Source organism: Azospirillum ramasamyi (assembly GCF_003233655.1).
In the GTDB taxonomy this organism is placed as follows: domain Bacteria; phylum Pseudomonadota; class Alphaproteobacteria; order Azospirillales; family Azospirillaceae; genus Azospirillum; species Azospirillum ramasamyi.
The window spans coordinates 62,353-76,943 of the sequence record NZ_CP029829.1 but is presented as its reverse complement, the minus strand read 5'-3'; the positions used below and the strand labels follow the sequence as shown (position 1 = coordinate 76,943).

Annotated in this window: 12 protein-coding genes; 7 read left to right on the top strand and 5 right to left on the bottom strand. The window is 68.0% G+C overall.

Translation table 11 applies throughout. From position 1 onward, the window contains the following. Positions 1-242 precede the first annotated feature (242 nt). Together DM194_RS00345 and DM194_RS00340 are read right to left on the bottom strand one after the other, a co-directional pair. On the bottom strand, positions 243-2,441 hold the full coding sequence (locus DM194_RS00345) for a sensor histidine kinase (protein ID WP_111065426.1): 2,199 nt from the start codon (positions 2,439-2,441) through the stop codon (positions 243-245). A 79-nt stretch (positions 2,442-2,520) separates the two neighbouring features. Further along, the gene (locus DM194_RS00340; protein WP_111067628.1) at positions 2,521-3,264 is read right to left on the bottom strand and encodes an MgtC/SapB family protein; all 744 of its coding nucleotides are present in this window, start codon (positions 3,262-3,264) and stop codon (positions 2,521-2,523) included. Between the two features lie 335 nt (positions 3,265-3,599). Between DM194_RS00340 and DM194_RS00335 the strand changes: the two genes are divergently transcribed. The 5 genes from DM194_RS00335 (at position 3,600) to DM194_RS00315 (ending at position 7,820) form a co-directional block, all read left to right on the top strand. Beyond that, positions 3,600-3,794, top strand: coding sequence for a periplasmic nitrate reductase, NapE protein (locus DM194_RS00335; RefSeq protein ID WP_111065425.1), 195 nt, complete (start codon positions 3,600-3,602; stop codon positions 3,792-3,794). A gap of 10 nt (positions 3,795-3,804) precedes the next feature. Then, complete coding sequence (locus tag DM194_RS00330) at positions 3,805-4,071, top strand: chaperone NapD (RefSeq protein WP_111065424.1); 267 nt, start codon at positions 3,805-3,807, stop codon at positions 4,069-4,071. A gap of 82 nt (positions 4,072-4,153) precedes the next feature. Continuing rightward, the gene (napA, locus tag DM194_RS00325; RefSeq protein WP_111065423.1) at positions 4,154-6,655 is read left to right on the top strand and encodes a nitrate reductase catalytic subunit NapA; all 2,502 of its coding nucleotides are present in this window, start codon (positions 4,154-4,156) and stop codon (positions 6,653-6,655) included. A gap of 14 nt (positions 6,656-6,669) precedes the next feature. Then, a complete protein-coding gene (locus DM194_RS00320) occupies positions 6,670-7,206 on the top strand; it encodes a nitrate reductase cytochrome c-type subunit (RefSeq protein ID WP_176581357.1) in 537 nt (178 codons plus the stop codon). Next, complete coding sequence (locus DM194_RS00315) at positions 7,203-7,820, top strand: cytochrome c3 family protein (protein WP_111065421.1); 618 nt, start codon at positions 7,203-7,205, stop codon at positions 7,818-7,820. The genes DM194_RS00320 and DM194_RS00315 overlap by 4 nt, the downstream gene beginning before the upstream one ends. A gap of 416 nt (positions 7,821-8,236) precedes the next feature. Here the strand turns inward: DM194_RS00315 and DM194_RS00305 are convergent, their stop codons facing one another. Further along, a complete protein-coding gene (locus DM194_RS00305) occupies positions 8,237-8,605 on the bottom strand; it encodes a hypothetical protein (protein WP_111065420.1) in 369 nt (122 codons plus the stop codon). Between the two features lie 12 nt (positions 8,606-8,617). After that, positions 8,618-9,445, bottom strand: a complete 828-nt coding sequence (locus DM194_RS00300) for a PAS domain-containing protein (protein WP_111065419.1) — start codon at positions 9,443-9,445, stop codon at positions 8,618-8,620. A 262-nt stretch (positions 9,446-9,707) separates the two neighbouring features. On the opposite strand from DM194_RS00300, the gene carB reads away from it, so the two are divergent. Together carB and greA are read left to right on the top strand one after the other, a co-directional pair. Then, positions 9,708-12,956, top strand: coding sequence for a carbamoyl-phosphate synthase large subunit (carB, locus tag DM194_RS00295; protein WP_111065418.1), 3,249 nt, complete (start codon positions 9,708-9,710; stop codon positions 12,954-12,956). A 96-nt stretch (positions 12,957-13,052) separates the two neighbouring features. Next, positions 13,053-13,526, top strand: coding sequence for a transcription elongation factor GreA (gene greA / locus DM194_RS00290; protein ID WP_111065417.1), 474 nt, complete (start codon positions 13,053-13,055; stop codon positions 13,524-13,526). A gap of 66 nt (positions 13,527-13,592) precedes the next feature. On the opposite strand, the gene DM194_RS00285 is transcribed toward greA, so the two are convergent. Then, positions 13,593-14,522 (bottom strand): dienelactone hydrolase family protein, encoded by a 930-nt coding sequence (locus tag DM194_RS00285; RefSeq protein ID WP_111065416.1) that lies wholly within the window; start codon positions 14,520-14,522, stop codon positions 13,593-13,595. Between the last annotated feature and the right edge of the window lie 69 nt (positions 14,523-14,591).

Genomic DNA, 14,591 nt, shown 5'->3' with positions numbered 1-14,591 from the left:
CGAATCGATTACGTCGCAGGTAACTGCGGCCACAAATCCGCCCGCGGCGCTCGACGTTGCAGCGGATTTTGCCGAGCCCCGAGCCATGAGGCGCGCCGATCTTGGATGTGCGGCTGAACCCCGTCACGTAAGCAGAGCCAGCGGCTGTCGGAGCCGTCGTAGCCTGCGTCGGCGTAGAGCCTGCCGATGGGAATCCAAAGCGAATGCAAATTCGCTTTAGGCTCCGGCCTTCACCATGCCCTTCACTGGGCCGCGAGACGGCTGGCCGCCGCCGACTGTGCGCCGTCATCCGGCAGCCGGATGGTGAAGACGGAGCCTTCCTCGCGCGTGCTCTCCACCGTCAGGGTTCCGCCATGGGCGGCAACGATCTTCTTCGTCATATAGAGCCCCAGCCCGGTGCCCTTCGTCCCGCGCGAGGAGGAAGCGCGGAAATAGATGGAGCCGATCCGCTCCACTTCCTCGGGACTCATGCCGCGCCCGCTGTCGGCGACACGGATGACGATCTCACCTCGATCCCCGGCCGCCTCATAGCCGGCCGTCACCCGCACCGGCGCCTCCGGGGGCGAGTAGCGCAGCGCGTTCTGCACGAGGTTGCCGATCGCCACCGCCAGGAAGGGCGCGTCGACCAGCAGCGGGTGGTCCGGCGTTTCCACCGCCAACTCCAGCCTGTCCTCCGCCTCCGTCCCCGCCAACCCGCCCAATGCCTCCTGCATCAACTGGCCCAGCGACACCGGTTCCGGCTTCAGCGCCAGCGCCCCCTGGTCCAGCGCGTCGGCGGACAGGAACAGCTCCACCAGATCCACCATCTTGCGTGTGGTGTTGCGGATGCGCTCCAGCCGGGTCAGCGCCGCCGGCACCGTGATCGCACCCGACAGCTCGATCATCTGCGCCGCGCTGTCGATGGAGGCGAGCGGGGTGCGGAATTCGTGCGACAGCATGGCGACGAAGGTGCGCTGCTCCTCCGCCCGCTTGGTGGCGAAGGCCGACTCCTCGCGGGCGCGCAGCCGTTCGGACTGCAGACGGCCGATGCGCAGGGCCAGACCGACCCCCAGCACCAGCACCGCCAGCATGGACGAGATCTGATAAGGATCGGCGACGGCGAAATCGGCCGGCAGCCCGCCGCGCAGCGACATCTGCGTCAGCAGCAGGCCTGCCAGAGAGACCATCGTGCTGGCCAGATAGAAGCGCGGGCTGGGATCGTCGGGGTTCAGCCAGGCCATGCGCGCGGTCAGCACCAGCGCGATCACCACCACGACCAGCGCCGACAGCGTCACCACCGGGTTGGTCAGGGCATAGAGCGGCGTTACCGTCGTCGGCAGCATCAGCAGAACCAGCAGCGCCAGCCCCTGGTAACAGCGGCGCAGCCACGGCGCCCGGCTCCGCAGGTCGAGGATATAGACCCACATGAGCAGCCCCACGGCGAAGCCCAGGAAGCCGCTGCCGCCGACCATCATGTTGATGGCCCAGCCCGGCATGTCCGGCAGCAGGACCGCGGCGACGCCGCTGGCGAACAGGTAATAGCAGCAGACGGTGGCGACATAGCCGGTGTAGGCCAGCAGCGCCCCGTCGCGAAGGAGCAGCCCCAGCGCGACGTAGCCCAGCGTCAGGATGCCGAGCACGCCGAGGAACAGGCCCTGGAACAGCAGGTCGGGCGTCTGGTGGGCGGCATAGGCCGCCGGCGTCCACATCCGGGCGGACAGGCGGATGCCGCTGATCGAATCGACGCGCAGATAGAGCGAGACCGGCTGCCCTTCCGGCAGGGTCAGCGGCAGGGCGTGCAGCCGCGTCTTCATCGGCCGCTGGCTGAAGGGCACGAAATCGCCCAGCCGGACCAGCCGGTAGGCGTCCGGGCTCCGCGGCCGGCCGTCCGCCGCCATCGATGCCGCCGCCATCGATGCCGCCGCCATCGGTTTCGGCCCCATCGACCTGGGGATGAACAGGTCGAGATGGTCGATGTAGGCCTCGCCCATCTCCAGGATCCAGTCGGCCGGGGCACCGGGGGCGCGCAGCAGGTCGAAGCGGTACCAATGGATGTCGCGGGTCTGTCCGACGCCGCGGAAATCGCTGCGCGGCTCCATGCCTCCGGCGGCGTCGGCCTTCAGGATATCGGCGAAGTCCAGCTTGCGTTCGGGATCGACCAGCCGGGCGAAATGGCCGGCCAGCGTGGCGCCGGCGGTGGACGCCTCCAGCCTTAGCGGCTCCGCCGGCGTTGCCGCGGACGCGGCGCCCGATGCGCAAAGCCAAAGCAGGGCTGCGCCGAGCAGGACCCGCGAAAGACCGGCCGGAAAGCCGGCCAGAGAACTGGCCAGAGAACTGGCCAGAGAACTGGAAGCCCGACGCCCCGCCGGGGTGCGAATGCGAGTGCGGATGGCCGGCAGGCTGCCGCGCCGGCTTTCCATCCACCGGCCGCTCGCGCCGCCGTTCATCGCATCCGTGGTCATCGTATGGTTTCGATAAAGCTAAAGTTTTAGGAAAAGATTAAGCACATATGCATTCCATCCTCGCCTTCTGCCGATCGCGTCAGATGCGCGAGGGGGACAATTTGAACTCCACCAAAGCATCCGTCGAGGCGAGCGCCGCGACCAGAGTCATCGGGTCGAGGTCGCCCCTGCCCTGCAGAACCAGCTGGCATTCGAACTGGCCGCTGCCGTTGGCGAGGTGGAAGGCCCAGTCGACCACCTCGAAGCCATGCTTGACCACCTGTGCCCGCAACTCGTCCGGCGGCGGCGCCTTCTCGCGGGGAAACACCAGCGTCAGATGGAGAACCGAGCGGTGCGGCAGCAGCCGCTCGAGGGGCCGCAGCAGGCTCATCACCAGGATGGTCAGCAGCGCGGCGGCAATGGCGGCGGCGTAGAAGCCCAAGCCGATGATGATGCCGATGGCGGAGGTCGCCCAGATCGACGCCGCGGTGGACAGGCCGCGAATCGACAGCCTCTCGCGCATGATCACGCCTGCGCCGAGGAATCCGATGCCGGTCACGATGCCCTGGATCACCCGAGTCGGGTCGCCGGCCCCGGCGATGCTCTGCGCCCCGTCCTGAACCCATGTGCCGCCGTACCACATGGCGGGATAGGCGTTGACCACCGTCAGCGCGGCGGAGGCCAGGCAGACCAAGCCATAGGTCCGCATCCCCGCCGCCCGCCCGTGATAGCTGCGCTCGTACCCCATCAGCAGCCCGACCGCCAGCGCACCCAGCAGATGCAGAAAGATCAGCCCGTTGGTCGCCAGTTCGGCCGGCGACCAGTAGGAGCGCAGCAAATCCATGGCCATCCCATCCCGCAACAAAGCTTCATGCCTGCCCTCGAACGGCGGGCGCGGCCGTCCGGCCGCTTGCCTTCGCAGGCACGGGCCTGCGGGGCCGCAGTCGCGGCCCTTACCGCAAGGCCCCGCTCCACTCTATCGCGCTCCGCATCGGAACGCCTGCGCGGCGCGACGGGAGGGCTTGTTGCGCCATTCCGTCACAGGCGTGAATAGCTCCGCTTGACCTGTATCAATTCCAGGCCACCCGAAAGTATCGATACTAAGGTCCGAAAGCCGATACCTAAGGACCACACCTTGGTATCAGTCGTTCCATTCCCGCACCGACCGAGAGTGCAGCCATGAGGCCCAACAGTTCCCCCGTCCTGTCCCATCCGTCCGATCGGATCGCGACCGAGTCCGACCCGGCTCCGACCCGCCGGGCCGAGGGGCTGATGTTCCTATGGCTGGCCTTCCTGGTCTGGCCGCTGATCGCCGTCGGCACCGTGTCGGCCTACGGCTTCTCGATCTGGATCTACCAGCTCCTCACCCACTGAGTCCTCCGACATGCCCCGCGCCCCCGAAGTCCACATCTCCAGCCTCGTCATCCAGCACAGCCCCGACCGCACCGAGGCGGTGCGCGAGGCGGCGGCCGCCGTCTCCGGGCTGGAGTGGTGCGTTTCGGAGAACGGCAAGGCTGTCGTGACGCTGGTCACCGCCAGCGCCGCCCAGGTGGTGGAACGCATCGCCGAGCTGAACGCGCTCCCCGGCGTGCACACCACGACCATGGTCTACCACCACTACGAACCCGCGGACGCGATCGACGCAGCCTGACGGCACCGCCATCCCGGCGTCCTCCCGGCGCGCCGCATCCGCTTTTTCCCGAATGAATTTCCTCCAAACCTGGAGTCTCCGCATGTTCCTGTCCCGCCGCGATTACCTGAAGGCGCAAGCCGCCGCTGCCGCCGCCGCGGCGGCCGGAATCTCATTGCCCGCATCGGCCGCCCCCCTGCTCACCGGCGAAGGCGCCAAGCTGACCTGGTCCAAGGCCCCCTGCCGCTTCTGCGGAACCGGCTGCGGCGTGATGGTCGGCGTCAAGGACGGCCGCGTCGTCGCCACCCACGGAGACGTGAAGGCCGAGGTCAACCGCGGCCTGAACTGCGTGAAAGGCTATTTCCTGTCCAAGATCATGTATGGCGAGGACCGGCTGAACCAGCCGCTGCTGCGCATGAAGGACGGCAAGTTCGACAAGGAAGGCGAGTTCACGCCGATCAGCTGGGACGCCGCCTTCGACATCATGGCGCAGAAGTGGAAGGAGGCCCTGAAGAAGAAGGGCCCGTCCGCCGTCGGCATGTTCGGCTCCGGCCAGTGGACCATCTACGAGGGCTATGCCGCCTCCAAGCTGATGAAGGCCGGCCTGCGCTCCAACAACCTGGACCCCAACGCCCGCCACTGCATGGCGTCGGCGGTGGTCGGCTTCATGCGCACCTTCGGCATGGACGAGCCGATGGGCTGCTACGACGACATGGAGCAGGCCGACGCCTTCGTGCTGTGGGGCTCCAACATGGCGGAGATGCACCCCATCCTGTGGACGCGCGTCACCGACCGCCGCCTCAGCCATCCCGGCTGCAAGGTCGCCGTCCTGTCGACCTTCGAGCACCGCAGCTTCGACCTCGCCGACATCGGCCTGGTCTTCACCCCCGGTTCCGATCTGGCGATCCTCAACTACATCGCCAACCACATCATCAAGACCGGCCGGGTGAACAAGGAGTTCGTCGAGAAGCACTGCAACTTCAAGCGCGGCCGCGACGACATCGGCTATGGCCTGCGTCCCGAGCATGCGCTGGAGCAGAAGGCGAAGAACGCCGCCAAGGCCAACGACTCCGACCCGATCAGCTTCGAGGAGTTCGCCAAGTTCGTCGAGCCCTACACGCTGGACAAGGCGCATGAGCTGTCGGGCGTGCCGAAGAACCGGCTGGAGGCGCTGGCCGAGATGTACGCCGACCCGAAGGTGAAGGTCGTCTCCTTCTGGACCATGGGCTTCAACCAGCATGTCCGCGGCGTCTGGGCCAACAACCTCGTCTACAACATCCACCTGCTGACCGGTAAGATCTCCCAGCCCGGCAACGGCCCCTTCTCGCTGACCGGCCAGCCCTCCGCCTGCGGCACCGCGCGCGAGGTCGGCACCTTCGCCCACCGCCTGCCCGCCGACATGGTGGTGACCAACCCCGAGCACCGCAGGATCGCCGAGGAGATCTGGAAGCTGCCGGAGGGGACCATCCCCGACAAGATCGGCTACCATGCCGTTCTGCAGGACCGCATGCTCAAGGACGGCAAGCTCAACGCCTACTGGGTCATGTGCAACAACAACATGCAGACGGCCCCGAACACGGCGAAGGAGACCTTCCCCGGCTACCGCAACCCGGAGAACTTCATCGTCGTCTCCGATCCCTACCCCACCGTGACGGCGCTGGCCGCCGACCTGATCCTGCCGACCGCCATGTGGGTCGAGAAGGAGGGCGGTTACGGCAACGCCGAGCGCCGCACCCAGCTGTGGCGCCAGCTGGTCGATGCGCCGGACGGCGCGCGTTCCGACCTGTGGCAGATCATGGAGTTCTCCAAGCGCTTCCAGATCGAGGAGGTGTGGCCGGAGGATCTGCTGAACAAGAAGCCGGAATACCGCGGCAAGACGCTGTACGACGTGCTGTTCCGCAACGGCCAGGTCGACCGCTTCCCGCTGTCCGACCTCGACCCGAACTACAACAACCAGGAGGCCAAGGACGCCGGCTTCTACGTCCAGAAGGGCCTGTTCGAGGAATATGCCGCCTTCGGCCGCGGCCACGGCCATGATCTGGCGCCCTTCGACCTGTACCACCAGGAGCGCGGCCTGCGCTGGCCGGTGGTGGACGGCAAGGAGACCAAGTGGCGCTACCGCGAGGGCTCCGACCCCTATGTGAAGGCCGGCGAGGGCATGCGCTTCTACGGCAACAAGGACGGCAAGGCCAACGTCTTCGCCCTGCCCTACGAGCCGCCGGCCGAGGCGCCCGACGCCGAGTACCCGTTCTGGCTCAGCACCGGCCGCGTGCTGGAGCACTGGCACAGCGGGTCGATGACGCTGCGCGTGCCGGAGCTGCGCAAGTCGGTCCCCAACGCCCTGGTGTACATGCATCCCGACGACGCCAAGGACCTGAACGTCCGGCGCGGCCAGGAGGTGCGCATCACCTCGCGGCGCGGCGAGGTCCGGGTGCGGGTCGAGACGCGCGGGCGCAACAAGCCGCCGCGCGGCCTGGTCTTCGTTCCCTTCTTCGACCACACGGTCCTCATCAACAAGGTGACGCTCGACGCCACCGATCCCATCAGCAAACAGACCGATTTCAAGAAATGCGCGGTCAAGATCACGCCCGTCGTGAACGCCTGAGGAGTGCCGGCATCATGAAGACCCGTTTCCTGATCGCCGCGCTGGCCCTTCTGGCCGGCGTCCCGGCCCTGACCATCGGCGTCACCTCCGGTGTCGGCGCCGCCGACAAGCCCATCGTGGCGGCCCAGTCAGCCGCCAACGCCACCGGCACCGTGGGGGGGATCAAGGTCCCCTCCACCAACCATCCGATCACGCTGGATGTCCCGGCCGAGGCGACCCACCGCGAGATCACCGACGACCAGAAGCGCGTGCGCAACTACGCCGACCAGCCGCCGCTGATCCCGCATGCCATCCGCGATTACCAGATCGACCTGAACATCAACAAGTGCCTGACCTGCCACGACCGCCGCAACACGGCCGGCTCGCAGGCGCCGATGCTGTCGGTCACGCATTTCCAGGACCGTGACGGCCAGACGCTGGGCACGGTGGCGGCGCGCCGCTACTTCTGCACCCAGTGCCACGTCCAGCAGACGGACGCGCAGCCGATGGTTCCCAACAGCTTCCGCGACTTCGACTCGGTCCTGGGCCATGCCCAAGGCGGCCAGAAATGACGATCCGATCCGCCCTGACGGGCCTGTGGCGGCTGTTCGCCCGCCCCAGCGTCCACTTCAGCCTGGGTTTCCTGACGCTGGGCGGCTTCATCGCCGGCGTCCTCTTCTGGGGCGGCTTCAACACCGCGCTGGAGGCGACCAACAAGGAGGCCTTCTGCATCAGCTGCCACGAGATGCGCGACAATCCCTATGAGGAGCTGAAGCAGACCATCCACTTCACCAACCGCTCGGGCGTGCGCGCCAGCTGCCCCGACTGCCACGTCCCGCATGAGTGGACCGACAAGATCGCCCGCAAGATGCAGGCGTCGAAGGAGGTCTGGGGCAAGATCTTCGGCACCATCGACACCCCGGAGAAGTTCCAGGAGAAGCGCCGCGAGCTGGCCGAGCATGAATGGGCGCGGCTGAAGGCCAACAACTCGCTGGAATGCCGCAACTGCCACAGCGCGGATTCCATGGACATCACCAAGCAGAACCCGCGCGCCGCGAACATGCACGAGACCTACCTGTTCACCGGCCAGAACACCTGCATCGACTGCCACAAGGGCATCGCCCACCGCCTGCCCGACATGCAGGGCGTGGAACCCGGCTGGAGCATGAACACCAGCCAGAAGTGAGCATCAGGTTGCTGCAACAGCCCCGCCTCCGAAAGGAGCGGGGCTGTTTGCGTTTCACGGGAAACGTGGCGGCTGGCGGTTCAGGGTACGGAAATCCAAGGCCGCGAAGTTCATCAAGACCCGGAAGCCCAAGGATTCAGCACCGCAACACCCATCGGCTCGAAATCCTTCGTGTTCCGCGTCACCACGCTCAAGCGATGGACCAGCGCTGTTGCCGCAATCATGCTGTCACGCTCGGGGCGCGGAGTCGGTATATGCAATGCGGCGCAACGCTGGGCCACGTCGGCATCGCATTGCGACCCCTTCCGAAAACCGCCGTTCACGCACCGACACAGACGACCGGCAACGAAGAGGCTAGAGGTGGGGCCAGGCCGGCACAAGGTGGATGTAGACACATACCTACATCAACTCTTCCCCTAATCCAGCAGCGCCACCACCCACAGCGCCAGCAGCGTCACCAGCACCGCCTCGCCCAGCCCGATCAGCCCGCGCAAACCCAGCGCCACCCACCAGCTCGGCCAATCGCGGCGGTGGCGGACCTCCTTCAGCAGGCGTTCCTGGATGCCGGCGACGGTGCGGCGGGCCGACAGGCCGGCGATGCCGCCGACCAGCGCCACCACCCCGGTGCCCAGCACGAAATACAGCGCCCCCTTCCAGCCGGCGAAATGGTCGGGGTCGTTCAGGTAATGCCCCGCGCCGACGACGATCCACACCGCCGCCGGCCAGACGCCGACGATCTCCGGCCCCGGCCCATCCGGTTTGGGTTCGTCCTTCCCTTCGCCCATCGCCGCCCTCCCTCAGCCGCCCGGCACATGGCGGTAGGCCAGCACGCGCGTCGCCGGCCCGCCCTCGACGTCGGCGAGGGGCAGCAGCAGCTCGACGAACTTCGCCCCAGGCAGCATCGGGTCGTCGCGCACCAGCAGGCAGCGCGGCTCGCCGCTCTCCAGGCAGGCGCGCAGGTCGGACAGCCAGCGCCGTGCCGCCTGTTCCGGATGGCATTCCGTCACCCGCCGCGTCGTCGGCCGCCCGTCCAGCCGGCGCTGCAGCGCCCGGCCGCAGGATTTGTAGACGAAATCGCTGCCGTCGGCGGTCGGCTCCATCAGGGCGATGCGCGGCACGCTCTCGCGCACCTGCGCGGTGTCGATCTCGACCGCCAGCGGCATGCGGCGCTTGCGCTTCAGCCTCAGCCAGTGGGTGTAGAGCACGCGGACCTGCGGCGACTGCTCCACGTCGATCGGGTCGGCGCGGCAGAGCGGCGGCGGCACGTCGAGCACCGGCGTGGCGACCGGCGCATCGGCGAAGGCGGCGGCGGCCGGCACCGTCTGGGAGACCGGCGGCATCGGCCGCGACGCCGCGGCGGTCACCGGCGCATGGGCCTGCCCGGCAGCCGTGTGGCCGATCCGGCCGCCATGCTTCTTCAGCATCGGCAGCGGCGCCCAGGCGCTGCAGGTGTGATAGCCCTTGGTGACGCGGCGGTAGTCCTGGCTGCTGGCGGTCCGGCACTCGCCCTCCACCCCGTGGCGGGCGACATGGACCAGCGTGTTGTCCTCCGACAGCGCGCGCTCCCCGCCCCACGAGACGCAGGCGGCGCAGGCGCGGCTGTCCTTGGCGAATGCGTGGCTCATCGGGGCGTGTCTCCAAAGGGTATGCGAAATGGGAGAGCGGGAATTGATGCTTCCCTTTGCCCCGCGGTTCAAGGGGCGCATGGCACCCGGGCGCCGCTGCCGAGATTCAGTCATGCGAGGGTGACATCCATGCCACCCCTTCCCCCCCGGCCCCGAACCCCCTATAAGGGGGCCTTGCACGACATGCCCATCACCGCTCTCCGTCTCCGGTCCCCCGGCGCCGGGGGGTTTTCGGCTGACCACATTTCAGAGAAGCGGACCCATGCCCAAACGCACCGACATCAAATCCATCTGCATCATCGGCGCGGGTCCGATCGTCATCGGACAGGCATGCGAGTTCGATTATTCCGGCGTCCAGGCCTGCAAGGCGCTGCGCGAGGAAGGCTACCGCGTCATCCTCGTCAACTCCAACCCGGCCACCATCATGACCGACCCCGGTCTGGCCGACGCCACCTACATCGAGCCGATCACCCCGGCCGTGGTCGCGAAGATCCTCGAGAAGGAGCGCCCCGACGCCCTGCTGCCGACCATGGGCGGCCAGACCGCGCTGAACACGGCGATGGCGCTGTCCGACGACGGCACGCTGGAGCGTCTCGGCGTGGAGATGATCGGCGCCAAGCGCGACGTCATCGCCAAGGCCGAGGACCGCATCCTCTTCCGCGACGCCATGGACAAGCTGGGCCTCGAATCGCCGAAGTCGCGCATGGTCCGCACGCTGGACGAGGCGATGGACGCGCTGGAGCTCGTCGGGCTGCCGGCGATCATCCGTCCCAGCTTCACCCTGGCCGGCACCGGCGGCGGCATCGCCTACAACCGGGCCGAGTTCGAGGACATCGTGCGCGGCGGCCTGCGCGCCAGCCCGGTCGGCGAGGTGCTGATCGAGGAATCGGTGCTGGGCTGGAAGGAATACGAGATGGAGGTCGTGCGCGACGGCGCCGACAACTGCATCATCGTCTGCTCCATCGAGAACATCGATCCGATGGGCGTCCACACCGGCGACTCGATCACCGTCGCCCCGGCGCTGACGCTGACCGACAAAGAATACCAGATCATGCGCAACGCCTCGATCGCGGTGCTGCGCGAGATCGGCGTGGACACCGGCGGCTCGAACGTGCAGTTCGCGGTCAACCCGGCCAACGGCCGCCTGATCGTCATCGAGATGAACCCGCGCGTGTCGCGCTCCTCGGCGCTCGCCTCCAAGGCCACCGGCTTCCCGATCGCCAAGATCGCCGCCAAGCTGGCCGTCGGCTACCGCCTCGACGAGCTGACCAACGACATCACCGGCACCACGCCGGCGAGCTTCGAGCCGACGATCGACTACGTCGTCACCAAGATGCCGCGCTTCACCTTCGAGAAGTTCAAGGGGTCGGAGCCGCTGCTGACCACCTCGATGAAGTCGGTGGGCGAGGCGATGTCGATCGGCCGCACCTTCCAGGAATCGGTGCAGAAGGCCCTGCGCTCGATGGAGACCGGCCTGACCGGCTTCAACGAGCTGAAGATCGCCGGCGAGGAGAACCCGGACCGCATCGCCATCCGCGGCGCGCTCGCCGCCCCGACGCCGGACCGCCTGCTGGTCATCGCCCAGGCCTTCCGCCACGGCTTCTCGGTGGAGGAGGTGCAGGCCGTCTCCAAATACGATCCGTGGTTCCTTGAGCAGATCAAGGAGATCACCGACCGCGAGGCGGCGATCCGCGACGGCGGGCTGCCGACCGACAAGGCCGGCTGGCTGAAGCTGAAGCAGATGGGCTTCTCCGACGCCCGCCTGGCCGAGCTGGCCAAGACCACCGAGGCCGCGGTCGCAGCATCCCGCCGCATGGCCGGCGTCACCCCGGTCTACAAGCGCATCGACACCTGCGCCGCCGAATTCGCCTCGGCCACCCCCTACATGTACTCGACCTACGAGACCGACGGGACCGGCGAGGCGGAGTGCGAGTCCGACCCGACCGAATCGAGGAAGGTCGTCATCCTCGGCGGCGGCCCGAACCGCATCGGCCAGGGCATCGAGTTCGACTATTGCTGCGTCCATGCCGTCTACGCCCTGCAGGAGGCCGGCATCGAGACCATCATGGTCAACTGCAACCCGGAGACCGTCTCCACCGACTACGACACCGCCGACCGCCTGTATTTCGAGCCGCTGACGGCCGAGGACGTGGTGGAGCTGGTGCGGGTCGAGCAGCGCAAGGGCACCGTGCTGGGCTGCATCGTGCAGTTCGGCGGCCAGACCCCGCTGAAGCTCGCCGCCGCCCTCGAGGCCGCCGGCATCCCGATCCTCGGCACCTCGCCGGACGCCATCGACCTGGCCGAGGACCGCGAGCGCTTCCAGAAGCTGCTGCACGAGCTGAACCTGAAGCAGCCGGCCAACGGCCTCGCCCGCTCGCTGGAAGAGGCGGAGGCGGTCGCCACCCGCATCGGCTTCCCGGTCGTCATCCGTCCGTCCTACGTGCTGGGCGGCCGGGCGATGGAGATCGTCCACGACATGGCCGGGCTCCAGCGCTACATGGGCACCGCCGTGCAGGTGTCGGGCAAGAACCCGGTGCTGATCGACAGCTACCTGCAGGACGCCATCGAGGTGGACGTGGACGTCGTCTGCGACGGCGAGACGGTCTATGTCGCCGGCGTGATGGAGCACATCGAGGAAGCCGGCATCCATTCCGGCGACAGCGCCTGCGCCCTGCCGCCCTACTCGCTGCCGGCCGAGACCATCGCCGAGATCAACCGCCAGTCGGACGCGCTCGCCCATGCGCTGAAGGTGGTCGGGCTGATGAACGTGCAGTTCGCGGTCAAGGACGGCACCGTCTACATCCTTGAGGTCAACCCGCGCGCCAGCCGCACGGTGCCCTTCGTCGCCAAGGCCACCGGCACCGCCATCGCCAAGATCGCCGCCCGCGTCATGGCCGGCGAGAAGCTGGGCGCCTTCACCCTGAACGGCCCGACCCCGCCGCACACCGCGGTCAAGGAGGCGGTCTTCCCCTTCGCCCGCTTCCCCGGCGTCGACATCGTTCTGGGGCCGGAGATGAAGTCGACGGGCGAGGTCATGGGCCTCGACCACAACTTCGCGCTCGCCTTCGCCAAGGCGCAGCTCGGCGCCGGCGTCACCCTGCCGGTCAAGGGCAGCGTCTTCGTCTCGGTCAAGGACCGCGACAAGCCGGCGCTGGCGGTGATCTCCAAGAAGCTGCACGACATGGGCTTCCGCATCCTCGCCACCTCCGGCACCGCCAAGGTGCTGAGCGAGGCCGGCGTGCCGGCGGAGACCATCAACAAGGTGGTGGAAGGCCAGCCGCACATCGTCGACGCCATGATCAACGGCGACGTGCATCTGGTCATCAACACCACGGAAGGCGCCCAGGCGCTGTCCGACAGCTTCAGCCTGCGCCGCACCGCGCTGACCTACAACATTCCGTACTACACCACCGTGGCGGGCGCACGCGCGGCAGTGGAAGCGATTGCCGCACTCCGGAACGGCAGCCTTGAAGTCGCCCCGTTGCAGTCGTACCTTAGCGGATCGTATTAAGGACGGACGACGGCGCGGCGGACCTCCTCCGCGCCGTCTTCGTCCTTGATGTCGCTTTGGACAGGTCGAACGACTGCAAGCGGTGATGGACCGAACATGGAAAAAGTTCCGATGACAGCGGCGGGCTTCAACCGCCTCCAGGAGGAATTGAAGCACCTTAAGATCACCGAACGCCCGGCGGTCATCAAAGCCATCGCGGAGGCCCGCGAACACGGCGACCTTTCGGAAAACGCCGAGTATCACGCGGCGCGCGAACGTCAGAGCTTCATCGAAGGCCGCGTGCTGGAGCTTGAGGACAAGATCAGCCGCGCCGAGGTCATCGACCCGGCCAAGCTGTCGGGCAACACCGTGAAATTCGGTGCGACCGTGACGCTCGCCGACCAGGACACGGACGAGGAGACGACCTACCAGATCGTCGGCCAGGACGAGAGCGACATCAAGAACCGCCTGCTGTCGATCCAGGCGCCGCTCGCCCGCGCCCTGATCAACAAGTCCGTCGGCGACAGCGTGGAAGTCTCCACCCCCGGCGGCTCCAAGCTGTACGAGATCGTCTCGGTCGAGTTCCGCTGAGGGTTTTCCCCCTCCGCCCTGAAATCCCCCTCTCCCCCCTGGGGTGAGGGGGCTTCAGCGTCCCCCTCACCCGCCAAGCTTATCCCTGAAGAACTCCGTCACCCGCCGGATCGCGTCCGAGCGGGCGTCTTCGTTCGTGCCGACATGGGCCGTTCCATCGGGTGCGGTGGCGAGGTCCTTGCGCTGGCGCACCGGGGCCTCGGGGGCGTCGAAGCCGTGGTAGGCGTCGGGATAGACCACCAGCTCCATCCTGTCCTTCACCCCCTCGCGCGCGGACAGCTCCACGCAGGCTTCCGGCGGCGTCCAGTCGTCCTTGTCGCCCGCCAGCAGCAGCAGCGGGCCGTCGGGCCGCCAGTTCTCGTTGCTCAAGGATGCCCGGCAGCCGGGATAGAAGGCCACCGCGGCGCGGAAGCCGCCCGCCTCCGACCCCGCCGGCCCGTCCTCGCCGGCGCTGTAGGCGGCCAGCACGGTGCCCGCCCCCTGCGACCAGCCGATCAGGCCGATGCGGCCATGCTCCACCTCCGGCCGCTTGCGCAGGAAGGCCAGCGCCGCCCAGGCGTCGCGCTTGCGCTCCACCGTGGCGCGGACGGTGCGGTCCTTCAGCGCGGTGGTGCAGACCTCGTCGACGTCGCGCGGGCCGAAGCTGTCGACCATCAGCACCTCGTAGCCCTGGCGCTGCAGGTGGGTCGCCCACCAGACATTGCGCGGCGACACCCGGCCGTTGCGGGCATAAAGGCCGCCGCAGCCATGCAGCATGACCACCGCCGGGTGCGGACCGGCGCCGGAGGGACGCAGCAGCCGCCCGGTCAGCATCGTCGGCGCCCCGCCGGTCAGGTCGCCGTCGGCGGACGGAAAGCGGACGATCTCCTCGGCGTGGACGCCGACCGCGGCCTGGGCCGTTCCGGCCGGGATCGCCATCCCGGCGGCGAAGATCCCGATACCGGCACACAGCGCCGCACCCAGCACAGCCGCGCGACCGCGGGTGGAAGCCTTCATTGTCCAGCGTCCCCGACACCCGGCGCCGGCCACGGCGGCGGCGCTCGCAGGCGCAATATTAATCCCCGG

What these genes read in the sequence shown, in the direction of transcription:
- DM194_RS00340 (WP_111067628.1), bottom strand. Translation starts at nt 3,264, where the DNA reads ATGGATTTGCTGCGCTCCTACTGGTCGCCGGCCGAACTGGCGACCAAC.
- DM194_RS00320 (WP_176581357.1), top strand. Translation starts at nt 6,670, where the DNA reads ATGAAGACCCGTTTCCTGATCGCCGCGCTGGCCCTTCTGGCCGGCGTC.
- greA (WP_111065417.1), top strand. Translation starts at nt 13,053, where the DNA reads ATGGAAAAAGTTCCGATGACAGCGGCGGGCTTCAACCGCCTCCAGGAG.
- DM194_RS00300 (WP_111065419.1), bottom strand. Translation starts at nt 9,445, where the DNA reads ATGAGCCACGCATTCGCCAAGGACAGCCGCGCCTGCGCCGCCTGCGTC.
- napA (WP_111065423.1), top strand. Translation starts at nt 4,154, where the DNA reads ATGTTCCTGTCCCGCCGCGATTACCTGAAGGCGCAAGCCGCCGCTGCC.
- DM194_RS00330 (WP_111065424.1), top strand. Translation starts at nt 3,805, where the DNA reads ATGCCCCGCGCCCCCGAAGTCCACATCTCCAGCCTCGTCATCCAGCAC.
- DM194_RS00335 (WP_111065425.1), top strand. Translation starts at nt 3,600, where the DNA reads ATGAGGCCCAACAGTTCCCCCGTCCTGTCCCATCCGTCCGATCGGATC.
- DM194_RS00285 (WP_111065416.1), bottom strand. Translation starts at nt 14,522, where the DNA reads ATGAAGGCTTCCACCCGCGGTCGCGCGGCTGTGCTGGGTGCGGCGCTG.
- DM194_RS00345 (WP_111065426.1), bottom strand. Translation starts at nt 2,441, where the DNA reads ATGACCACGGATGCGATGAACGGCGGCGCGAGCGGCCGGTGGATGGAA.
- DM194_RS00305 (WP_111065420.1), bottom strand. Translation starts at nt 8,605, where the DNA reads ATGGGCGAAGGGAAGGACGAACCCAAACCGGATGGGCCGGGGCCGGAG.
- carB (WP_111065418.1), top strand. Translation starts at nt 9,708, where the DNA reads ATGCCCAAACGCACCGACATCAAATCCATCTGCATCATCGGCGCGGGT.
- DM194_RS00315 (WP_111065421.1), top strand. Translation starts at nt 7,203, where the DNA reads ATGACGATCCGATCCGCCCTGACGGGCCTGTGGCGGCTGTTCGCCCGC.